The organism is Sphingobacterium bambusae, from assembly GCF_033955345.1.
In the GTDB taxonomy this organism is placed as follows: Bacteria; Bacteroidota; Bacteroidia; order Sphingobacteriales; family Sphingobacteriaceae; genus Sphingobacterium; species Sphingobacterium bambusae.
This window is the reverse complement of the sequence record NZ_CP138332.1, coordinates 709126-725970: the sequence shown is the minus strand read 5'-3', so window position 1 is coordinate 725970 and position 16845 is coordinate 709126. Positions and strand designations below refer to the sequence as shown.

14 protein-coding genes and 1 pseudogene are annotated in these 16845 nt (G+C 37.5%); 5 read left to right on the top strand and 10 right to left on the bottom strand.

Translation table 11 applies throughout. The features are described from left to right. Positions 1-118: 118 nt before the first annotated feature. The 10 genes and pseudogenes from SCB77_RS03175 to SCB77_RS03130 form a co-directional block, all read right to left on the bottom strand. The gene (locus SCB77_RS03175) at positions 119-1036 is read right to left on the bottom strand and encodes a helix-turn-helix domain-containing protein (protein ID WP_320184977.1); all 918 of its coding nucleotides are present in this window, start codon (positions 1034-1036) and stop codon (positions 119-121) included. A gap of 20 nt (positions 1037-1056) precedes the next feature. Next, positions 1057-1824 (bottom strand): SDR family oxidoreductase, encoded by a 768-nt coding sequence (locus SCB77_RS03170; protein ID WP_320184976.1) that lies wholly within the window; start codon positions 1822-1824, stop codon positions 1057-1059. 12 nt (positions 1825-1836) lie between these two features. Continuing rightward, positions 1837-2754, bottom strand: a complete 918-nt coding sequence (locus SCB77_RS03165) for an NmrA family NAD(P)-binding protein (RefSeq protein WP_320184975.1) — start codon at positions 2752-2754, stop codon at positions 1837-1839. Positions 2755-2948: 194 nt separating this feature from the next. Then, entirely contained in the window at positions 2949-3917 is a 969-nt protein-coding gene (locus SCB77_RS03160; RefSeq protein ID WP_320184974.1) for an SDR family NAD(P)-dependent oxidoreductase, read from the bottom strand. A 78-nt stretch (positions 3918-3995) separates the two neighbouring features. After that, positions 3996-4553 (bottom strand): Crp/Fnr family transcriptional regulator, encoded by a 558-nt coding sequence (locus tag SCB77_RS03155; RefSeq protein WP_320184973.1) that lies wholly within the window; start codon positions 4551-4553, stop codon positions 3996-3998. Positions 4554-4719: 166 nt separating this feature from the next. After that, positions 4720-5625 carry a helix-turn-helix domain-containing protein gene (locus SCB77_RS03150; protein WP_320184972.1) on the bottom strand — a complete coding sequence of 302 codons (906 nt, stop codon included), beginning with the start codon at positions 5623-5625 and terminating at the stop codon, positions 4720-4722. A gap of 57 nt (positions 5626-5682) precedes the next feature. Continuing rightward, positions 5683-6492, bottom strand: a pseudogene (locus SCB77_RS03145) (MBL fold metallo-hydrolase). Positions 6493-6774: 282 nt separating this feature from the next. Continuing rightward, positions 6775-7131 (bottom strand): hypothetical protein, encoded by a 357-nt coding sequence (locus tag SCB77_RS03140; protein ID WP_320184971.1) that lies wholly within the window; start codon positions 7129-7131, stop codon positions 6775-6777. A gap of 2 nt (positions 7132-7133) precedes the next feature. After that, positions 7134-7340 carry a hypothetical protein gene (locus SCB77_RS03135; RefSeq protein ID WP_320184970.1) on the bottom strand — a complete coding sequence of 69 codons (207 nt, stop codon included), beginning with the start codon at positions 7338-7340 and terminating at the stop codon, positions 7134-7136. A gap of 396 nt (positions 7341-7736) precedes the next feature. Next, entirely contained in the window at positions 7737-8651 is a 915-nt protein-coding gene (locus SCB77_RS03130; protein WP_320184969.1) for an SDR family oxidoreductase, read from the bottom strand. A 259-nt stretch (positions 8652-8910) separates the two neighbouring features. Between SCB77_RS03130 and SCB77_RS03125 the strand changes: the two genes are divergently transcribed. From SCB77_RS03125 to SCB77_RS03105, 5 genes are all read left to right on the top strand, one after another. Beyond that, positions 8911-9831 carry a helix-turn-helix domain-containing protein gene (locus SCB77_RS03125; protein WP_320184968.1) on the top strand — a complete coding sequence of 307 codons (921 nt, stop codon included), beginning with the start codon at positions 8911-8913 and terminating at the stop codon, positions 9829-9831. Between the two features lie 283 nt (positions 9832-10114). Then, positions 10115-11143: an efflux RND transporter periplasmic adaptor subunit gene (locus SCB77_RS03120; protein WP_320184967.1), complete on the top strand. Its 1029-nt coding sequence runs from the start codon at positions 10115-10117 to the stop codon at positions 11141-11143. A 131-nt stretch (positions 11144-11274) separates the two neighbouring features. After that, complete coding sequence (locus SCB77_RS03115) at positions 11275-14403, top strand: efflux RND transporter permease subunit (protein ID WP_320184966.1); 3129 nt, start codon at positions 11275-11277, stop codon at positions 14401-14403. A gap of 44 nt (positions 14404-14447) precedes the next feature. Then, positions 14448-15725: a TolC family protein gene (locus tag SCB77_RS03110; protein ID WP_320184965.1), complete on the top strand. Its 1278-nt coding sequence runs from the start codon at positions 14448-14450 to the stop codon at positions 15723-15725. 218 nt (positions 15726-15943) lie between these two features. Continuing rightward, positions 15944-16210, top strand: coding sequence for a hypothetical protein (locus SCB77_RS03105; RefSeq protein ID WP_320184964.1), 267 nt, complete (start codon positions 15944-15946; stop codon positions 16208-16210). Positions 16211-16845 lie beyond the last annotated feature (635 nt).

The following is a 16845-nucleotide window of genomic DNA, read 5'->3' as shown; positions in this document are numbered from 1 at the left end:
TCTGTATAATAAGACTACCGATATGCCCCAATGACCCTTTAATTACTGTTATCATACCTCTTTTACACTGTTGTTAAACTGGTACAACAAATTTAGCCGAATTTGAGGTTTTTTTAAATCAATTAAAGCACGCCCTAAACTCCAACGGGCTTTGCTTGGTTTTTAATTTAAATAATTTACTGAATGATTGCGGATGCTCGAAGCCCAATTCGTAGGCGATTTCGCTCACGGATAATTTGGTAGTGGAGAGTTTTTCTTTTGCTTTTTCGATGAGCTTTTCACGGATGTGCTGTTGGGTACTACTACCTGTTAGAGTCTTTAACATTCGACTCAGATAGCTTGCTGAAATGTTCAAACTTTCAGAAACAAATTGAACCGTAGGCAATCCTTTTGTTATCAATTCATCTTTATTAAAATAATCATTTAATAACTCTTCCAAACGCTCTAATAGCTGATGATTGGAGATTTCACGGGTGATAAATTGGCGTTGGTAAAAACGTTCTGAATAGTTTAATAAAGTTTCTATTTGTGAGATGATAATATCCCTGCTGAACTTATCGGTATTACCGTGATACTCTTGTTTGATATTTTGTACAATGTTGTTTAAAACAGCTTCTTCTTTTTCGGAAAGGAACAGGGCTTCGTGTACCGAATAATCAAAATGATCGTATTGCTTTATTTTTTTTGCCAATGGCGTATTCCATAAAAAATCGGGATGAACCAACAACAACCAACCCGAGCGTAAAGTTCTATCACCCGGATTGTTATATACTTTCAACACCTGATTGGGTGCCATAAAATACATCACGCCTTCATCAAAATCATATTTTTGTTGACCATAGAACAACTTGCCCACACCTCTTTTTAGCGCAATCGAATAATGCTCAAACACATATCCGGCAGGGTTTTCATCCGTTGTAAACTGCATATCTGCATAATTTACCACGCTGATTAACGGATGTTCCGGCTGTGGCAATCCGCGCAAACGGTGGTATTCGCTTATTGATTTTATTTTGGTAGGTGTAGTATTGTTCATGGCACAAAGATAGTTTTTAATTAAAGGGCTTGTCCTCCGGAAACTTCTATGCGTTGCCCGTTAATCCAATACGCATCATCGGTACATAAAAAGGCAATCACACCGCCAATATCATCGGGTAAGCCTACTCGTCCCAATGCCGTAAAGCCTGCAATGGTAGCGTTTATTTCTTTGTTGTCCCTTGTGCGTCCTCCTCCAAAATCTGTTTCAATAGCTCCCGGTGCTACCACATTTGCACGAATTTTTCTGCCACCTAATTCTTTTGCCAAATACCTTGTTTGGGTTTCGACAGCAGTTTTTAATGAAGCATATACAGAAGCCCCCGGCATGGTTATTCTTGTAAGGCCAGACGATACATTGATGATAGCTCCGCCATCATGTAAGAAAGGCAAGGCCTTTTGTGTAAGAAAGAAAACGCCTTTGTAGTGAATGTTGTAAATGGCATCCATCTGTTCTTCGGTTACATCGCCCACAGGTGCATACAATGCCGTACCTGCATTGTTGATTAAAAAATCAAACTTGGCTTGCCCGTATTCCGATTTCAAATACGTGGTTACCTGTTCAATAAATGTGTCAAACTGTTTGGTGTTGCTTGTATCCAATTGGAATGCCACGGCTTTTTGCCCTATGGATTGAATGGCAGTAACTACCTCATTGGAAGCTGCTTTGTTGCTGTTGTAGGTAATTACAAGGTCAATTCCTTTTTGGGCAATGGCAATGGCCATATTTTTGCCTAAGCCTCGGCTTCCGCCTGTTACCAATGCTATTTTACGTTCAAATGTTTTCATCTAATATTATTTTTAGTTTGAATTGTTGTGATGATATACTGCTGCAAATTCCTTGGCAAAATCTGCTAGTTTTACTTTGCCGAGTATTGGTTTGTGTTTGTAGTAATCTTGGTATAATACGCCATTAACACGGCTTGCATTCATTTCGGTTAAGCCTTTGGCTACTTGAGGGGTCATTCCTATTTTTATAAGGTTAGCTTTAAATTCTTCATCCGCAATAACCGTGATTTTTAAATCGGGAATACCAATTGCATTTCCTAAAGTTGTAGCGACTTCATTTGGGGCAGCTTCATCACTTGCAATATATCGGACGGCACGCCCTTCAAAAGGCTTTTCCATTTCTTCAACAATAGTTGCAGCAATATCCAAGTGGGAAACCCAAGGTTCATTTTCGTTTCCACCATAATTTTGAACTATGGAACTGGTGTTTTTAATAGCGGGGATATAGCCAAACATATTGTAGTAAAACCCGACAGGTCGCATAAATTTTATGTGAATGGTTTGGGGCAGTTTATTCAACGTGGCTTCCACATGAAAATGCGGGTTTAGCATCCCTACACCTGTCGGCATATGGGCACCAATGGTACTTAGGTGAATTACTTTTGTTACGCCTGCATCCTGTATAGCTTGGGCATAAATTTCGGCTATTCTTTTATGCCCTGCTTCCAAATCAAAATTTTTATCAAAATAAGCTCCTGAATGAGTGTTCAGAGCGATCATAGTATAAACGATATCTGCTCCTTTAAAAGTTTTCGTAAGAAAACCTGCGTCATCAATGCTGCCAACAGCCGCTTTTGCACCTAAAGCGGCAATCTCTTTTTCCCTTTCTGTCTTGCTACTGATAACGGTTACCGAATGTCCTTTTGCGATCAAATCTATGGCAAGTGGTTGGCTAATATGCCCCAATGAGCCTGTAAGTACTATTTTCATATTTCTGTGATATTGTTGCTGCAAAGTTCACCAACACTTATATAACAGATGTAGCCAAATCTTGCTTTGTTGTAGCCAGATTTGAAGTTGGCGTTAAAAAATAACCACAACTTCCGGTAAATACGATTGATAAAATCTTACGCATTATAACCACCGTTCACATTGATAGTTGATCCTGTAAGCAGTTTTTATTCTCAACGAAATATTTTAGCTTCTTCGTTCGGTTGCAAATGAATAAGCGTTTTAGTGTCGTTCCATAATTTTCTTGCTCGTTGTTCGTCATACGAAAGTTTGGAAGATTTTTGCTCAATCAAATTGCCGTCATTTGACTGGAAATATTTGCCCGAACCATTTGCATATTTTGGGTTAGCTGTAACTGTTGCAAGAAACTTGCCCGACAATACTATATCACCCATCGTTACGCCATTACGTTTCATTAACCAATGCGCAAATGAACTGCCTGCCAACCATTGAACAGGTTTTGGCATACTTCTCAAAAATCCGGTTCCCGAAGTTGCACCGGGGTCATACGCTATTGATAAAATTGAACTGCCCGATTTTCTTAATCGTCTGTCCAGCTCGTAGGCATAAAGTATTATATCCAATTTTGAAGTAGCATATAATTTGCCAAGAGAAACAGGTTTTTTGCTGTCTTTTCCTGTGTTGGCAAGTTCCGTAACACTATACTCTGCCGCAATGCCCATCATTTTCCCGTCTGTAGTGTCGGGGTCGTGTGTGCCACTTGCAGTAAAAACAATACGCCCATTTTCTGCAACTCGGTCTATTAGCAACTCTACTAATAAAGCGTGTCCTAAATAGTTGGTGGCAATTGTTTCTTCGTAACCGTCTGCGGTGTAAGAAATTTTTCCGTTGAGGCGAATACCTGCGTTACAAATAATTGCTTGCAAAGTGTCTACCTCTCCATTATCAAGCATTTTGCAACATTCTGCAACACCCAATCTTACAGAAGATAAAGATGATGTATCCATTTTAAGAACGCTTACTTTTATCCCATAAGCGTTTCGCAATTCAGTCGCAAATTCATTCATTTTTTCAGGACTTCGCCCTGCTAAAATTAAGTTGTAGTGATAAGTTGAAGCAAGAAGTTTAGAACATTCAATCCCTATACCGCTATGTCCGCCTGTGATTAAAATCGTTGCCATATTTTACTTTGTTTAAATTATGGTGTAAAGGTGGCACGATTAAAAGAGATAATATTTCACATTTGGTAAATAGTGATTTTAGCTGATATTTTTTCTAATTCTACTCAAAGATTGTTGCGTTATTCCTAAGTAAGAAGCAACATAAGAAAGCGGAATACGATTAACTGTATTTGGAAATTTTTTTAGAAATTCAAGGTAACGTGTGGTTGCTTCTTGCGAAATTAAAGGAGCTATATTATTCATTTTTTCGGTGTGGTTTTTGATCATGATTTTATCAATCATCTTGTCCCAATCTAAAATGGTGTCTGAAATTTCTTTCCAATCTTTTTTTGTGAATCTGATGAATTTGCAGTCGGTAACAGCTTGCAGATAAAATGTTGCTTCAAAATTGTCCCAATCTTTTATCAGGTGATTTTCGTCAAAAAAATACTTGGTTATTTCTTCACCTTTGTTGTCGTAATATGCAACTCGTACAACGCCTTCCACAATAAAACCAATATGTTTGGGCATTTTTCCTGCTTCCCAAAAGTAGCCGTCTTTCGGAAGTTCCAACTCTGTGGCTTTACTTGTAATGAGATTAATTTGCTGTTTGTTTAAATTGCCAAATTTCAGTAGATATTCAATAAATTCTTTCATTCTTCAAAATTAGCCATTGTTGCTAGTCTGTCATTTCACATTTGGTAAAAATATTGGGCAGTGAGCCGGCTTGGTTTTCCGTCTGTCATGTCTGCTTGAAGAGATTTGACTATCCGATGTAGCCAAATCTGCTATCGTTGTAGCTAAATTTGAGACGTTTTTTTACTCAATTAAACCCAGCCCTAAACTCCAGCGGACTTTGCTTGGTTTTGGTTTTAAATAATTTACTGAACGATTGCGAATGCTCGAAGCCGAGTTCGTAGGCAATTTCACTTACCGATAAATCAGTGGTGGATAGTTTTTCCTTGGCTTTTTCGATGAGTTTTTCGTGGATGTGTTGTTGGGTGCTTGATCCTGTAAGTTGCTTTAATAAACTACTTAAATATTTGATGGAAATATTCAGCTCCTCTGCCACGTATTGAACACTGGGCAAGCCTTTTGAAACAATCTCTTCTCCGTTGAAGTAGTTATTCAATACTTCTTCTACTCGGTTTAAAACTTTGCTGTTCGTAACCTTTCTGGTAATGAACTGACGCTCATAAAAACGCTTGGCATAAGTAAAGAGTAATTCCAATTGAGCAATAATCACCTCCTGACTGAATTTATCTATATTGGAACTGTATTCGTTTTTAATATTATCAATGAGCGTATTGATAAGTGCTTGTTCTTTATCCGATAGAAATAAAGCTTCGCTGGTGTTGTAGCCAAAATATTCGTATTGCTTTATCTTTTTGGCAAGGGAGGTATTCCACAAAAAATCGGGGTGGATAAAGAGCATCCAGCCCTTCATCTGCGAGTTAGCATCCGAAGTACCCCGCAATATTTGTCCGGGTGCCATCAATGCCATCACGCCTTCGTCGAAATCGTATTTTTGTTGACCGTAATAAAGTTTATCGCAACCGGATTTCATGGTAATGACATAAAAATCGAAAATAACAGCACTCACTTCTGCATCGTTTCTCGACTGGCTCAAATCGATGATACCGATAAGCGGATGGTGCGGTTTTTCATTACCCGACAAACGATAGACTTCGCTGATGGTTTTGATACGGTATGGTTTATTATTTTCCATTTTGCTAATTTATATAATCTTGTTATGATAAGGATGAAGAAGACAAATACTTATTGATTATTTTAACACAACACCTTGTCCTAATTTTACTATTTTCAATGTTCGGTTTATTTTATTTTCTGCAACCAAATCATTTAATATCTTTTCGGTTTCGGAAAACGGTTCGTCTGCCATATCAAAAGTTCCGTAATGAAATGGTATCACCGTCTTGGCTTTGGTCTCATTAAATGCCTGAACAGCTTGTCCGGGATCTTGATGGTTGGGCGACATAAACCAACGGGGCGAATAGGCACCAATGCCAAGCAGTGCAACATCTATATTAGTAAACAGTTCGCCCACTTCTTTGTAGTGGCTTCCATAGCCCGAGTCGCCTCCGTAATAGATGGGGCTGTCTTTGCTTTTTATTACAAATGCTCCCCACAAAGTTTTGTTTACATCATTCAATGAGCGTCTGGAACTGTGCCGTGCAGGTAAAAAGAAAATTTCAAGCTTGTCATTATCAAGTTTGTATTGCTGATACCAGCCAGCTTCTTGAATTTTGTTTTCTTCAACCCAATTGCTTAATAATTCTTTCATTTTTCACCCTGCCAGAAACACGGCATTGGGGTTTTGACTTTGAATAATTTTTAAACTAGTCTTATCGCAATGGTCGTAATGCGAATGCGAAATCAATACATAGTCGATGTTTGTAAGCTGAGCTGTTTCAATAGGAAAATCTGTGTAGCGTGTGTGCATAGACAGTTCTCCAAAAATCGGGTCGATAAGGATTTGTTTGCCATTCAGTCGAATAAAAAATGTAGCGTGTCCCAATGCTACAATCACATCTTCATTTGTGTGAAGAAAGCTGTTATCCTTTACCACAGGCATTTTCCATGTATCGCTCTTCTTCAATTCCCTTTGCGGATTTTTTTGAAACTGCCATTTCAACACATTTTTAAAACTATGCTTACCCGGAAATTCGTGGTTCATAAATCGTCCATTTTTGCCCACATGTGTACCTTGCCAGGATGGTAAAATAGTTTTTAAATCGGGATTACCTACACGATGATGCACCGCTGCTACTTCTGATGAAGCCGTTAAAAAAGCCATACTTACGATTGTGATAATTATTGCCAAGAGGGATAACCAGAAAAGTTTTCGCTTAGACATCTATTTAATTTTAAACGGATACTTCAGCCAAATTAGCACCAACGGAATTAGTAAGAATGGAATTTCTATCAAGGCTATTCGTATGTTTCCCGCACGCAAAGCCATCGCCATAATAAATACAACCGATAAGGCATTTAGCAGATTGCCGATTAAAAATGTTTTCGGTATCAGCAACAATACACCTACCAACATTGCCATACAACCAAACATAGGCATGGTCCATTCTGCCAACCCCAACTCCGACATCATTTTAAACGATTCCGGATTTTTCTTGTAATTAAACGAACCCCAGCCGTGGCTGAAATTCAAACCTGCCGAAACTAACAGCAGTAATAATGAAACGATGTTCTTTATCATAATTAATTGAAAACGTAAGTTTGTAATAAATATCCGCCCATCGTACCAATAGGTATGCCCAAAATGCCATTGATGAGAGCCGTTCGTGCTTTTTTAGGAAATGCTTTTCCAAACCGGTAGTACAGATAAAAACCTACCGGTGGCAATGCGTTTGACAGTATGGTTAAACCCATTGGTAATTTGTCGTTGACTTGCTTTTGACTGTTCATTTTTTTCTTCTTTAATTTTTATTTAATACTTAGCTAAAGTTCTCTACATTCAAACTGATATGTGATACATTGGTCTTGGAAGGTAAGTCTGTTGGCATTGAACTTCCTTCTTCGATAATTTTTGTATGTTTTAGCAGTTCTTCAAGATTAGCTTTGTCTTCCTTTGTCTATTTACCTTTGCCAAAATCAAACACTTTTTTCTGTTCTATTCATAACCCATTTAAAGAGTCTATGAAAGCCATAGTTTGTGCCTTTTCGATATCTACAATGAGTGTAATAGGGCTTCCTGTTTTGTTGCTCAGGAATATGCTTTTGTTAGGACTGCATGAGAAACTAACGATGCTTATTAATATGATGAATAGTATTTTGATGTTCATTTCGTATAAATTCAGTTTGTTAAAAATGCACCTTTGCCAGTTGTAACGACACATCCCATAGTTTGGCAGCTACAGCCAAATCTTCCGCCTGTGCAGGGATTTTAGCTAATGCAGGAAAGCCGCGGGTCTCACTCATTTTGTCAGGTCCATAGTACATGCCGCCTTTCGCCTCCGGGCAGGATGCAGCGTATAATGTAGGCAATGCTCCTTGCGAAGAAGGTTGAAATAAAAATGGCAAGAGCGTTCTTGTTATTCCTTGTATACTCCATTGTCCCGAACCTGTAAGAATCAGATTGGTGCGGGAAACACCAGGATGTGCCGCTATACTAGTTATATCCCAGCCGTGTTTATCGCTTTTTCTTTGCAATTCTAAAGCAAACATAAGGTTCGCCAATTTCGACTGACCGTAAGCTCTCATGGGTACGTAAGATGAGGTGGATTGTAAATCGTCAAAATTGATAGACCCGTCACGATTGGCAATGCTCGACACCGTTACCACACGAGCATTAGCTGATTGACGTAACAAAGGCAGTAATTGTGCAGTTAATGCAAAGTGGCCGATGTGGTTTGTGCCAAACTGTAACTCAAAACCATCTTTAGTTTCCAAACGTTGCGGTGGAGTCATTATTCCTGCATTATTTATTAAAAGGTCGATGGGTTGCCCTTTGGCAATCATTCTATCAGCAAAGGATAGGACAGACGATAAATCGGCAAGGTCAATTTCTTCAAATGTGATTTTTGCTTTTGGATTTACCTGTTGGATTTTATCAATGGCATCCGATCCTTTTTGGACATTACGTCCCATCATTATCACCTTCCATCCTGCAGATGACAATGCCAATGCATCTTCATAACCAATACCTTCCGTACTTCCTGTAATTAGGGCTAAATCGCCACTGTTTTGTGGAATATTAGCTGCGGTCCAATTTTTCATTTTTAATTGCTTTTGAGTTTTACAATAATTTTGATATTGCAAAATTCAGCAATGACAAAAAAACGGATGTAGCCAAAAGGAGTATTGTTGTAGTGGAAAGGGTGAATGATTTGGAGTCGGTTATACTAACGCTATTCTTCTTCAGGAATTTATTTTTTTTGTTGAAGTGTTAATATTCGGAAAATTAATTACTAATCTTTGTTTATATTACCCGATCTATTTTTCGCAGCCTACTTAAATTTATCTCTACATTAGAGGAATGAAAAGAAAAAGTCATATAAAACATGAGATGTTATCCGCTTTTAAAAATCCTAAAAGTAATGATGTTTATCTTAATGATTTTTCTATTTCGAATATCGATCTTCAGCGTATATCATTAGAAGATTATAGTTTATTTGATGAATCAGTGCAATCTGATTTCTTTGTAGTTCTATTTATCGATCATGGACATATTAATCTACGCGTTAATCAAAAGGATGTATTAGGTATTCAGGATCAATTACTTTTTTTTCTGCCAGGACATTTCAAGCAAGTAATTAGTTGTGAAAGCGATAGTCGTTTAATTCTAATAACTTTTACCGCTGATTTTTTTAAAGATTTGAGTGCAACCGTTAATTTAGTAGAGGTAATGGAATATTATCTTTCTAAACCTGCCGAATCATGGATATTGGATAAGGAAGAGCGATTGGTTTTTATGGATAACCTTGCAGAATTGAATAAGCGGGTGGCAAAAATGTCATCTCATTTATTTGGAAAGGAAATATTAGGCAATGTGTTTCTAACTTTTTTATACGATATCGCAAATTTCAATTCAAGATCTCAAGCCGTAAGTTCCTTGGAATTCGGTCGAAAGGAAGATTTGGTCTTAAAGTTTCTTAAATTGGTTGATCAAGAATGTCTCTCAGAACGTAGAGTCGATTATTATGCCGATAAACTTTTTGTAACGGCCAAGTATTTATCTGAAACAGTGAAAGAAGTAACTGGTAAAACCGCAGGTGTTGTAATTGATGAAGCGAATATTGCTGAGGCCAAACGTGTTTTAGCTGATCCTTACCAAAGTATATCAAAAATAGCGTACAATCTTAATTATAGCAGTCCTTCATTCTTTTCAAAATTTTTCAAGCGTATGACAGGAAATTCTCCGCAGGAATACCGCAGGACCATTGGTTCAAAGTCATAAACATCTCGTATTAAAAAAGAACGCCTATATTATAAATATCAGATAGGTTTTCTCTCATTTTGCCATATTCTTTTTTACATAAATTCTCTGCTAAATAAGTTGTCCATTTTCTAATTCGGGTATTTCCAATAATACCTAAACCGTGAAACGGACATGTTTTGTCTCATTTTGGGCAAGAAAATATTCTAATTACCGCTGACCTTTGCAATAAGTTCGTGACTGGTCGTTAAAATGCTAATCTATCAGTGATTAAAATAGTAAAAAATATAAAGCAAAGAAATACATGGGAATATTCAAATGGAAAGCTGCAGGGGCAGTAATCTTAATACTTGCACTTACTGGATGCAGAACAGAGGAGAAAAAGGAAAATGTTCAGCAATCGATAAAAGTTGCCACAGAAACAATAACAATTTCAGATGAACCTGGCGTATTGCAATATTCAGGTACATTAGAGCCTGATAACAAAGTGACGATTGGGTTTGCAGTGCCCGGAGTTATTAATAACGTTGGTATACAAGAGGGAGAATTCGTAAGGAAAGGGCAGTTATTAGCAAGTATTGATGCTACCGAGTATATCCATGCTCATGAGATAGCCCAAGCTACATTAGAACAGGCAGAGGATATGTTTACCAGATTAAATGGTCTTTATTCCAAGGGAAGTCTTCCTGAAAAAGATTATATCGATATAAAAACTAAGCTGGCACAGGCAAAAGCAAATAAAGCCATCAACGCCAAGCATATCAAAGACAGTAAATTACTGTCACCCATGGACGGAATTGTTACACAGAAAATGGTCGAGCAAGGCAGTACTGCCGCTCCGGGTATGCCTGCGTTTAATATCGTTAAAACGGACTATCTGTATGCCAAAGTTACTGTACCTGAAAGTGAAGTAGGAATTATCAAGAAAGGAATGGATGCGACTGTTTATATACCAACATTAGAAGCTTCTTTTAATGGAAAAGTGTCTATTATTATTCCGCAAGCAGACCCTGTTTCTAAAACATATGATGTCAAAATCAGGCTTATTAATTCAGGACAACTCTTGCCTGGTATGTTAACCCAAACCTCCGTGCAAACAGGTAAATCAGATCAGGTCATACATATTCCTGCAAGTGCCATTATCAAAGGAGAAGATAATGTATCATATGTTTTTTTAGTAACGGATAAAAATAAGGCCTTACGCAAGCGAGTGGAATTAGGCTCAATTACAGGAAAAAACAGTGTGATAATAAAACAGGGGCTACAGCAGGGGGACCGATTGGTCGTTAATGGTCAAGCCAAATTAAAAGACGGAAGTTCTGTAAGCTTCTAAATAAAATCTTAAAATCTTTAAAAAAGGTTGAATTAATCTTCAACCTATAAAAAATGACTCAAAGTCAATGTGCTTTCTTGCTACAGCAGCGAAAGTAGGAAGGTCTTTGCCTAATTGATTTCAAATATATTATGAAAAAAAGAAAAATAAATTTCATAGAAGCTGCCATGAAGTACAAACAAGTAGCTATTGTTACTATAGTGCTATTCATGGCTCTGGGTGTTTACTCTCTTTTAAATATGCCTCGAGCGGAGAATCCAAAACTAGACATGCCTATTGCCATGGTAATGGCTTTTTATCCGGGAGCAGATGAGCTGCAAACAGAAAAACAGGTAACCAACAAAATAGAGCAATATCTTTTTTCCTTTGAAGAAATTGACAAAGAAAAAACTAAGTCTCAGACCAAGAATGGACAGACCTTTATTACGGTTCATGTCCATGCCCGTATTAAAGATAGGAAAAAGTTTTGGAGCACATTACAGCATGGACTTAATGTTAACATGCCACAAGTTTTACCTAATAGTGTTATAGGTCCTATCGTAGATGCTAATTTTGGAGAAGTTACAGCTCAAATTATAACACTTTCTTCTCCTACCAGATCCTATGCAGAACTGGAATCGTATTTGGATAAATTAGAAGATAATTTGAAGCTTATCAAATCTGTATCTCGACTTAATAGAAGTGGTTTACAAAAACAACAGGTTTATGTATCTGTCGACAATAAAAAACTACAACAATATGGTTTTGACATCGGTCAGATTATACAGGTTTTACAAGCACAAAATCTAGTTGGCTATTCGGGAGAATTGAAAACAGATGGGACGAATATCCCGGTCTTTACCGAGAGTCAGTTTAGAAGCGAAGCAGACATAGCCAATCAACTTGTTTATACAAGTCCGGAAGGAACAGTTGTGCGTTTAAAAGACGTAGCTACCATAGAAAGACGTTACGAAGAGCAGAGTTCCTATGTTCGCATAGGTGATGATAAGACCTTGGTGGTTGCAATAGAAATGCAACCTGGAAATAATATTGTAGCTTTTGGTAAAGAAATAGAAGGCAAACTAGCAGAAATACAATCGGGTTTTCCTGATGATGTAAAGATAAAGACCATTGTGAGTCAGCCCGAAGTGGTAAAAGATAGTATTTCACACTTTATGAAGGAGTTTGTTTTGGCTATTCTGGCTGTTGTGGTTGTTGTTATGCTTTTGTTGCCTCTTCGTGTAGCTACAGTAGCTTCGGTGGCGGCACCTATTTCTATCTTAATCACTTTCGGAATTATCAATTTGATGGGTGTAGAATTACACCAGGTTTCGCTTGCTGCACTCATAATCGTTTTGGGGATGGTAGTAGATAATGCTATTGTAGTTGTTGATAATTACGTAGAAAAACTGGACGAAGGCATCACACCATGGACTGGAGCGTGGCAGGCAGCACAGCAACTATCATTACCGATTTTAACAGCGACAATGGCTATTATTTTTGCCTTTGCTCCGTTGGCAGTATTCATGCATGGTATTTCCAAAGATTTTGTCGCTACGCTACCGGTCACCGTAGCGGTGGCTTTGATTGTCTCCATGTTAGTTGCATTGTTATTAACGCCGCTGATGTGTTACATCTTTATAAAAAAAGGATTGAAGCATACGATGGACATGCGCAAAGTGCGTAAGAAAAGTATGCTTGATTATCTTCAACAAGGTTTTAATACAGCTATTGAGGCAGCTTTTAGATGGCCTAAAACCACAATTGCTTTGGGAGCATTAGGAGTTGCCTTGGGATTATCTTTAGCCGGAAATGTAGAGGAAGAATTTTTTCCGATGAGTGAAACCAAGCAGTTTAATGCTGAAGTTTGGATGCCATCGGGTACATCACTAGAAGAAACGGATAAGATCACAAGATTAGTTGAGTCAGAATTCAGAAAAGATAAAAGGGTATTGGAAATTTCGAGTTTTGTAGGCATGAGTTCTCCCCGATTTAATTTTGCTTATGCCCCCGAAATTCCTAGAACAAACTACGCACAACTATTCATTACAACTGAAAGTTCAGAAGCTGTTAATGAGTTGGTGAAAGAATACCTGCCTAAATTTAAGGAGTTTGCTCCTGGGGCGGCTATTAACCTTCGTCAATTAAGCATGCAAGAAGGGGCACCGATCGCTATACGGGTAGTAGGAGAAAATTTAGCCGATCAAAAAATAGTTGGCAGGCGGATTATGGATATTCTAGCTGAACTGGAAGGTCCAAACTGGATACGGACAGATTATCAGGAGGATTTTCTAGCTCTTAATTTACAGCCTAAAGAGGATGTGGCGACACGTTTGGGCGTGCCTATGCAACTAGTGACACAAACACTTGGAGCGGGGCTTACTGGATTTTCTGTTACCCAGATGTGGGAGGGCGATAAGCCTGTGGATGTATTCCTACGTTTTGACCAGCAAAACCGAAATGGGTTTTCGGATATAGGCAATTTAAGTATTAATACACTTTATGGAGGACATGTGCCCCTAAAGGAACTTGTAGATTTAACTCCAACATGGCACACAGGCGAAATTGTTCATAAAAATGGCGTACGTACATTAACCATTTTGGCGGAAACACAAATGGGAAAACGGGCTTCGGTTATCTTAAAAGAAGCACAGCCAAAGATAGAACAGTTGAAACTTCCCGATGGTATACGAATTGAGTATGGAGGAGATGCAGAAAGTTCAACTGAAAATGCACCGGGAATGGCTCTGGCTTTGGGATCAAGTTTAGTGTTGATTTTTTTAACCTTACTCTTTCAGTTTAAAACACTAGGAAAAACACTGATTGTTCTCTCTACTTTTCCATTGAGCTTATTAGGAGCATTTATGGGATTATACCTCACCAATAATCCTATGGGTATGACTGCTTTCATGGGTATAATTAGTTTGATTGGAATTGTAGTTCGTAACGGAATTATCCTCGTAGACTATGCTGATGAGCTGGTAAGAGATCATGGTTACTCTATTAAATCTGCGGCGTTAGCTTCGGCTAAACGCAGGATGAGACCTATATTTCTAACATCAGCAGCGGCAGCAGTCGGAGTAGTTCCGATGATTTTGGGTGGCTCGCCAATGTGGGCGCCGCTTGGAAGTGTATTGGCTTTTGGCTTGATAGTATCTATGATATTGACACTTTTTGTAGTTCCTGTTTTATACAGCTTCTTCGTTAGAGGTACAAGAAGTATAGAGGAAGAGACATCGGATCCAGATATTGAAATACAATACAAACCATCTCATCATTAAAAATATAGTAATTCTCACTTGAGGTGCAATAACAAATAAAAGAAATGAAGTATATACTAATGGCAGCTTTATGCTGCAGTTTATTAACAACAAAACTACAAGCACAGACCCCTGTAGTATTTACCTTAGAAGAATGTGTTCAATCTGCAATTTCTCATAATAAAAAGGTAAAAGTGGCACAACTGGATATTGATGCCTCAAATACAGCTGCTCAAGGCGGGCGATTAAACGCTCTTCCCGATATTCAAGGCTCTGTAATCGGAGCTTACATAGGGAAACCATTAAATAATATTTTTCCAGAGGTAGTAGGCGGGGCTAGCGTCAGTATCATTCAGCCTATTTATACAGGAGGTAAGATTGCATTGGGAAATAAACTATTGAACAAAGCAGTTGATATAGCTCAAGAACAAAAATTGCTTACAGATGCTGATATCACCTTGGATGTAGAAAAGGCCTATTGGACAGTGGTACAGCTTAAGCAGAAAGTAATTCTATCTGAAAAATTCGAGCAATTAGTATCTGTGTTTTATCAAGATTTGAATGATGCCTATGAAGCAGGGCTTAGTTATAAAAATGACCTTCTTCGTTTAGGGGTGGCTCACAATGAAGCCCTTTTAAACATTCGAAAAGCTAAAGATGGGGTTATCATGTCTAAACTCGCATTATCGCAGCTTATAGGGCAGAGTGGAAATACCGATTACGATGTTTCAGATAGTTTGAATAAAATGTACAGATTACATCATGAGTTAAGAGTTAAACAGGAGTTAATTAAAAGGCCAGAACTTCGGATGTTGGAAATGGCTCTTGACGCTCAGGCTCTGGAGCGAAAAATGATTAAAAGTGAATTATTACCTACTGTTGGCCTGCTAGGAATGGGGAGTTTGTCTATAGGTAAAAATGTTGATTTTACTACGAGTAACAATACTTTTGCTACTTATCTGGGTGTTTTGAATGTGTCAATACCTATTTTTGATTGGGGCAGAAATGCTAAAAAGGTAAAAGAACATGACCTTAAAACTCAGATTACCAGACTTCGTTTAGAAGAAGCTAAAGAGTTTGTGGATTTGGAGATACAGCAGGCGTGGCTAACATTGGGGCAGTCTATAAAGCAGATTGAGCTTGCTGAACAATCATTACAGCAAGCTGAGGAAAATCTTAAATTGGCACAGGATCGATTTGAAGCTGGAACCATTGTTGCTAAAGATGTACAAGAGGCACAGGTACTTTGGCAACAGGCATATTCAAATGTGATTGATGCTAAAGTACTATTTAATATAAATGAAGCTATTTTTAAACGGACGATTGGACGAAAAAATTGCTAAACAATAAGGGAGTGTGTTATCAAAACGAAAATCGTTGTTTAATTCTTGTAAGAGCGTGTTAAAACGGTTTCTAACAGTTTTGTAAACCTTTGAATTAGCGTAATTTATTTGGAGTGTATTTGATCAATAAAGGCGTCCAAATTCATTCCCATAAGTGATGTTGGTACCTTCCAAGGCTTTGCCTATATACGATCTTGAACTTTATTAGAAGTGCAAGTATGAGTCAATTAAAAAAACTGATTAACATGAAATATGTGTTGAATTTTAATGTGTGTAAAAAGGCTGTTTTACACAAAAATAGGGTATTGGAGATATTAAACAGCAACATACCCAATATTAAACTTAAAGCGATAGAAATGGAAGATACTTCTTTTAAAATGCAATTTTTAGTTTTAGAACGCGTAGATAATCTAGTGGTGATGCTCATGAGTTCTTTCGGGTTTAGCTTTAAGTATTTGAGTTTCTCAGAATATACTCCTAATTAATTACTAGAAAAATATGTGATGTCAGAGGAATCTGCTTTTGTCCTGTCTTTAATAAATAAAGCCAAAGATTTGTTTCTATTTAGTGGTAAGGTTGACTTTTTATTCAAAGAACTTCAAAATAAGGTGGGTTGTTCTAGATCTAAAATCTACCAGTATTTCGAAAGTAAAAAGGAAATCTATCGAATTTTTTATGGAACGAACTACTATGATATATGAATTAATAGAAGTAGAGCTTGAGGGAAAAGTTTCTTATTTTAATGAAAATGAGTGGGCTATACAGGTTCAGTTGCGTAGATGTAGATTAATAAAGGGTAATGAGTTGTTGCAATATTAGTATTTAAACTATATCAACATTAATAGGTATCTAAACCTGAGGGATGACGAGGTTATTAAGTACGAAGCTAGGTTAGTCCAACAATTAATCCAACAAATAGGTGGTAACTAATTTAGTTAAAATAGGATCTACGCTGTAATAGCCACTACTTCATCTGACAGTTGGTTGTTTTTAAATTGTCAGATTGCCTATTCGAATATAGTATGAGACTGTAGAATAAACTGTGTCAAGGATAATAAATAGAAATATTATTTTTGAGATAGTAATTATGAGTATTAAAGAAAACGATTTTGATTTTGAG

Excerpts from the sequence above, each read along its gene's own strand:
- SCB77_RS03160 (WP_320184974.1), bottom strand. The coding sequence starts at position 3,917 with ATGGCAACGATTTTAATCACAGGCGGACATAGCGGTATAGGGATTGAA.
- SCB77_RS03125 (WP_320184968.1), top strand. The coding sequence starts at position 8,911 with ATGAAAAGAAAAAGTCATATAAAACATGAGATGTTATCCGCTTTTAAA.
- SCB77_RS03105 (WP_320184964.1), top strand. The coding sequence starts at position 15,944 with ATGAGTCAATTAAAAAAACTGATTAACATGAAATATGTGTTGAATTTT.
- SCB77_RS03175 (WP_320184977.1), bottom strand. The coding sequence starts at position 1,036 with ATGAACAATACTACACCTACCAAAATAAAATCAATAAGCGAATACCAC.
- SCB77_RS03140 (WP_320184971.1), bottom strand. The coding sequence starts at position 7,131 with ATGATAAAGAACATCGTTTCATTATTACTGCTGTTAGTTTCGGCAGGT.
- SCB77_RS03110 (WP_320184965.1), top strand. The coding sequence starts at position 14,448 with ATGAAGTATATACTAATGGCAGCTTTATGCTGCAGTTTATTAACAACA.
- SCB77_RS03165 (WP_320184975.1), bottom strand. The coding sequence starts at position 2,754 with ATGAAAATAGTACTTACAGGCTCATTGGGGCATATTAGCCAACCACTT.
- SCB77_RS03135 (WP_320184970.1), bottom strand. The coding sequence starts at position 7,340 with ATGAACAGTCAAAAGCAAGTCAACGACAAATTACCAATGGGTTTAACC.
- SCB77_RS03170 (WP_320184976.1), bottom strand. The coding sequence starts at position 1,824 with ATGAAAACATTTGAACGTAAAATAGCATTGGTAACAGGCGGAAGCCGA.
- SCB77_RS03150 (WP_320184972.1), bottom strand. The coding sequence starts at position 5,625 with ATGGAAAATAATAAACCATACCGTATCAAAACCATCAGCGAAGTCTAT.
- SCB77_RS03120 (WP_320184967.1), top strand. The coding sequence starts at position 10,115 with ATGGGAATATTCAAATGGAAAGCTGCAGGGGCAGTAATCTTAATACTT.
- SCB77_RS03130 (WP_320184969.1), bottom strand. The coding sequence starts at position 8,651 with ATGAAAAATTGGACCGCAGCTAATATTCCACAAAACAGTGGCGATTTA.
- SCB77_RS03115 (WP_320184966.1), top strand. The coding sequence starts at position 11,275 with ATGAAAAAAAGAAAAATAAATTTCATAGAAGCTGCCATGAAGTACAAA.
- SCB77_RS03155 (WP_320184973.1), bottom strand. The coding sequence starts at position 4,553 with ATGAAAGAATTTATTGAATATCTACTGAAATTTGGCAATTTAAACAAA.